At 53.3% G+C, this 5,328-nt stretch carries 2 tRNA genes and 2 rRNA genes; all 4 read right to left on the reverse strand.

Features of this window, described 5'->3' with window-relative positions:
• Positions 1-74: 74 nt before the first annotated feature.
• The 4 genes from PQQ53_RS34805 to PQQ53_RS34820 all read right to left on the reverse strand — a co-directional run bounded on the left by PQQ53_RS34805 (position 75) and on the right by PQQ53_RS34820 (position 5,155).
• Positions 75-2,954, reverse strand: a 23S ribosomal RNA gene (locus PQQ53_RS34805).
• Between the two features lie 396 nt (positions 2,955-3,350).
• A tRNA-Ala gene (locus tag PQQ53_RS34810) sits at positions 3,351-3,426 on the reverse strand.
• 54 nt (positions 3,427-3,480) lie between these two features.
• Positions 3,481-3,557 (reverse strand) — tRNA-Ile (locus tag PQQ53_RS34815).
• A 65-nt stretch (positions 3,558-3,622) separates the two neighbouring features.
• Positions 3,623-5,155 (reverse strand): 16S ribosomal RNA (locus PQQ53_RS34820).
• Together the 16S and 23S rRNA genes with 2 tRNA genes alongside form the textbook arrangement of a ribosomal RNA operon.
• Positions 5,156-5,328 lie beyond the last annotated feature (173 nt).

Consider the following 5,328-nt stretch of genomic DNA (forward strand, 5'->3'; position numbering starts at 1 on the left):
TGTGTTGTTTCTGGCACAACACTGATCTCAACCGTGTGCGGGGTTCTCTCTGAACCACAAGACACACCTGTTATAGGATCAAGCCTTACGGGCAATTAGTATCAGTTAGCTTAACGCATTACTGCGCTTCCACACCTGACCTATCAACGTCCTGGTCTTGAACGACCCTTCAAGGGGCTCGAAGCCCCGGGGATATCTCATCTTAAGGCGAGTTTCCCGCTTAGATGCTTTCAGCGGTTATCTCTTCCGAACATAGCTACCCGGCGATGCCACTGGCGTGACAACCGGTACACCAGAGGTTCGTCCACTCCGGTCCTCTCGTACTAGGAGCAGCCCCCTTCAAATATCCAGCGCCCACGGCAGATAGGGACCAAACTGTCTCACGACGTTTTAAACCCAGCTCACGTACCTCTTTAAATGGCGAACAGCCATACCCTTGGGACCGGCTACAGCCCCAGGATGAGATGAGCCGACATCGAGGTGCCAAACACCGCCGTCGATATGAACTCTTGGGCGGTATCAGCCTGTTATCCCCAGAGTACCTTTTATCCGTTGAGCGATGGCCCTTCCATACAGAACCACCGGATCACTATGACCTGCTTTCGCACCTGCTCGACTTGTCGGTCTCGCAGTTAAGCACGCTTATGCCATTGCACTATCAGCACGATTTCCGACCGTACCTAGCGTACCTTCGTACTCCTCCGTTACACTTTGGGAGGAGACCGCCCCAGTCAAACTGCCTACCATGCACTGTCCCCAGTCCGGATAACGGACCAAGGTTAGAACCTCAAACAAACCAGGGTGGTATTTCAAGGGCGGCTCCACGCAGACTGGCGTCCACGCTTCATAGCCTCCCACCTATCCTACACAGATCGGTTCAAAGTCCAATGCAAAGCTACAGTAAAGGTTCATGGGGTCTTTCCGTCTAGCCGCGGGGAGATTGCATCATCACAAACACTTCAACTTCGCTGAGTCTCGGGAGGAGACAGTGTGGCCATCGTTACGCCATTCGTGCAGGTCGGAACTTACCCGACAAGGAATTTCGCTACCTTAGGACCGTTATAGTTACGGCCGCCGTTTACCGGGACTTCAATCAGGAGCTTGCACCCCATCATTTAATCTTCCGGCACCGGGCAGGCGTCACACCCTATACGTCCACTTTCGTGTTTGCAGAGTGCTGTGTTTTTATTAAACAGTCGCAGCCACCAGTTTATTGCAACCCCTTCACCCTCTGCGCGCAGGCGCATCAAGCTACAGGGGCGTACCTTATCCCGAAGTTACGGTACCAATTTGCCGAGTTCCTTCTCCCGAGTTCTCTCAAGCGCCTTAGAATACTCATCTCGCCCACCTGTGTCGGTTTGCGGTACGGTCCTGTTAAACTGAAGCTTAGAGGCTTTTCTTGGAACCACTTCCAGTTGCTTCTTCACCGAAGTGAATGGCCTCGCACCCTTGAATTCCGCGCCCGGATTTGCCAAAGCGCCTTCTCCAATGCAAGGACCGGGACTTCCAACACCCGGACAACCTTCCGCGATCCGTCCCCCCATCGCATTTAACAATGGTGCAGGAATATTAACCTGCTTCCCATCAGCTACGCATTTCTGCCTCGCCTTAGGGGCCGACTCACCCTACGCCGATGAACGTTGCGTAGGAAACCTTGGGCTTACGGCGAGGGGGCCTTTCACCCCCTTTATCGCTACTCATGTCAGCATTCGCACTTCCGATACCTCCAGCACACTTTTCAATGCACCTTCGCAGGCTTACGGAACGCTCTCCTACCATGCATATAAATATGCATCCGCAGCTTCGGTATATTGCTTAGCCCCGTTACATCTTCCGCGCAGGACGACTCGATCAGTGAGCTATTACGCTTTCTTTAAAGGATGGCTGCTTCTAAGCCAACCTCCTGACTGTTTTAGCCTTCCCACTTCGTTTCCCACTTAGCAATATTTGGGGACCTTAGCTGGCGGTCTGGGTTGTTTCCCTCTTGACACCGGACGTTAGCACCCGATGTCTGTCTCCCGTGATTGCACTCTTCGGTATTCGGAGTTTGCTATGGCGTAGTAATCCGCAATGGACCCCACAACCATGACAGTGCTCTACCCCCGAAGGTGATACACGAGGCACTACCTAAATAGTTTTCGGAGAGAACCAGCTATTTCCAGGTTTGTTTAGCCTTTCACCCCTATCCACAGCTCATCCCCTAACTTTTCAACGTTAGTGGGTTCGGACCTCCAGTACGTGTTACCGCACCTTCATCCTGGCCATGGATAGATCACCTGGTTTCGGGTCTACACCCAGCGACTGAATCGCCCTGTTCGGACTCGCTTTCGCTACGCCTGCCCTAATCGGTTAAGCTTGCCACTGAATGTAAGTCGCTGACCCATTATACAAAAGGTACGCCGTCACCCCTTACGAGGCTCCGACTGTTTGTATGCATGCGGTTTCAGGATCTGTTTCACTCCCCTCCCGGGGTTCTTTTCGCCTTTCCCTCACGGTACTGGTTCACTATCGGTCGATCACGAGTATTTAGCCTTGGAGGATGGTCCCCCCATCTTCAGACAGGATTTCACGTGTCCCGCCCTACTTGTCGTACACCCAGTTCTTCCTCGCTGTTTTCGCTTACGGGGCTATCACCCGCTATGGCAGCACTTTCCAGAGCCTTCAGCTAACAATGAAGATAAAGAGTACAGGCTGGTCCCATTTCGCTCGCCACTACTCTGGGAATCTCGGTTGATTTCTTTTCCTGCGGTTACTTAGATGTTTCAGTTCACCGCGTTCGCTTCGCATGACCTATGTATTCAGTCATGGATACTCCATTCGGAGTGGGTTTCCCCATTCGGACATCTTCGGATCAAAGCTCGTTTGCCAGCTCCCCGAAGCTTTTCGCAGGCTACCGCGTCCTTCATCGCCTGTGATCGCCAAGGCATCCACCACATGCACTTGTTCGCTTGACCCTATAACGGGTGTGTCTCTGTCGATCCGGAGTTGGCGCTTGAGCGCCTACTCCGGTCCCATCCCCGAAGGGGACAGGGACATTCACAGGGAATGCCAGGACATCAATTCACAATCGCTACAGGTTGAGTATTCGTGTTGCGCCGTATTCCAAAGCAATCTTTCGATCACCTTTTCATACATTGATACAATCACAACCCTGATTCACCTACTCACACACCCATCTCCAGGTATGCTTTCGTGAATCTCTTTACTACTTCTTCCTGATTGTTAAAGAACGACAGCCGATATCGCAGTTGCTATAACCGCGTATCACTCTGACTGGCTCAATCGCCAATGCCTGTTTCACTACACCGCCAACTTTCATTAGCGCATGCAGTAAAACCGGCATTGAGGATTGGTGGAGGATGACGGGATCGAACCGACGACCCCCTGCTTGCAAAGCAGGTGCTCTCCCAGCTGAGCTAATCCCCCAGTCATACAGATACCCCAGAGGTTTTTAGACGGTCAGCTCACCAGACAAGACTTTGGTGGGTCTGGATGGATTCGAACCATCGACCCCCGCCTTATCAAGACGGTGCTCTAACCGACTGAGCTACAGACCCCTGAGTCTGTCCTGATTCACAGCCGATAAGCGTGAGCGCTCAACGTTCGACACGTTCAGCTCGAGAAAGGAGGTGATCCAGCCGCACCTTCCGATACGGCTACCTTGTTACGACTTCACCCCAGTCATGAATCCCACCGTGGTAAGCGCCCTCCTTGCGGTTAGGCTACCTACTTCTGGTGAAACCCACTCCCATGGTGTGACGGGCGGTGTGTACAAGACCCGGGAACGTATTCACCGCGGCATGCTGATCCGCGATTACTAGCGATTCCAGCTTCACGCACTCGAGTTGCAGAGTGCGATCCGGACTACGATCGGTTTTCTGGGATTGGCTCCACCTCGCGGCTTGGCGACCCTCTGTTCCGACCATTGTATGACGTGTGAAGCCCTACCCATAAGGGCCATGAGGACTTGACGTCATCCCCACCTTCCTCCGGTTTGTCACCGGCAGTCTCCCTGGAGTGCTCTTGCGTAGCAACTAGGGACAAGGGTTGCGCTCGTTGCGGGACTTAACCCAACATCTCACGACACGAGCTGACGACAGCCATGCAGCACCTGTGTTATGGCTCCCTTTCGGGCACGTCCACCTCTCGGCAGACTTCCATACATGTCAAGGGTAGGTAAGGTTTTTCGCGTTGCATCGAATTAATCCACATCATCCACCGCTTGTGCGGGTCCCCGTCAATTCCTTTGAGTTTTAATCTTGCGACCGTACTCCCCAGGCGGTCAACTTCACGCGTTAGCTACGTTACCAAGTCAATGAAGACCCGACAACTAGTTGACATCGTTTAGGGCGTGGACTACCAGGGTATCTAATCCTGTTTGCTCCCCACGCTTTCGTGCATGAGCGTCAGTATTGGCCCAGGGGGCTGCCTTCGCCATCGGTATTCCTCCACATCTCTACGCATTTCACTGCTACACGTGGAATTCTACCCCCCTCTGCCATACTCTAGCCCGCCAGTCACAAATGCAGTTCCCAGGTTAAGCCCGGGGATTTCACATCTGTCTTAGCGAACCGCCTGCGCACGCTTTACGCCCAGTAATTCCGATTAACGCTTGCACCCTACGTATTACCGCGGCTGCTGGCACGTAGTTAGCCGGTGCTTATTCTTCCGGTACCGTCATCCCCCCAGGGTATTAACCCAGAGGATTTCTTTCCGGACAAAAGTGCTTTACAACCCGAAGGCCTTCTTCACACACGCGGCATTGCTGGATCAGGCTTGCGCCCATTGTCCAAAATTCCCCACTGCTGCCTCCCGTAGGAGTCTGGGCCGTGTCTCAGTCCCAGTGTGGCTGGTCGTCCTCTCAGACCAGCTACAGATCGTCGCCTTGGTAGGCCTTTACCCCACCAACTAGCTAATCTGCCATCGGCCGCCCCTTGAGCGCGAGGTCCCGAAAGATCCCCCGCTTTCCTCCTCAGAGCGTATGCGGTATTAATCCGGCTTTCGCCGGGCTATCCCCCACTCCAGGACACGTTCCGATGTATTACTCACCCGTTCGCCACTCGCCACCAGACCGAAGTCCGTGCTGCCGTTCGACTTGCATGTGTAAGGCATGCCGCCAGCGTTCAATCTGAGCCAGGATCAAACTCTTCAGTTCAAACCTGTTACTGTTTTTCGGTCTCTTTCGAAACCGGTCGCTCACTCAACGTACTGACGAAGTGTTCGATCATCTCTCGACGGTCAAACCTTCCTTTCATTACTGTGTGAGACTTGATACTTTCGCTTTTACAGCAGACTCCAAAGAATCCACCGTCGCGTCTCGCATCAAGC

The sequence above is a fragment of the Paraburkholderia strydomiana genome, assembly GCF_046030495.1.
Lineage (GTDB): Bacteria > Pseudomonadota > Gammaproteobacteria > Burkholderiales > Burkholderiaceae > Paraburkholderia > Paraburkholderia strydomiana_A.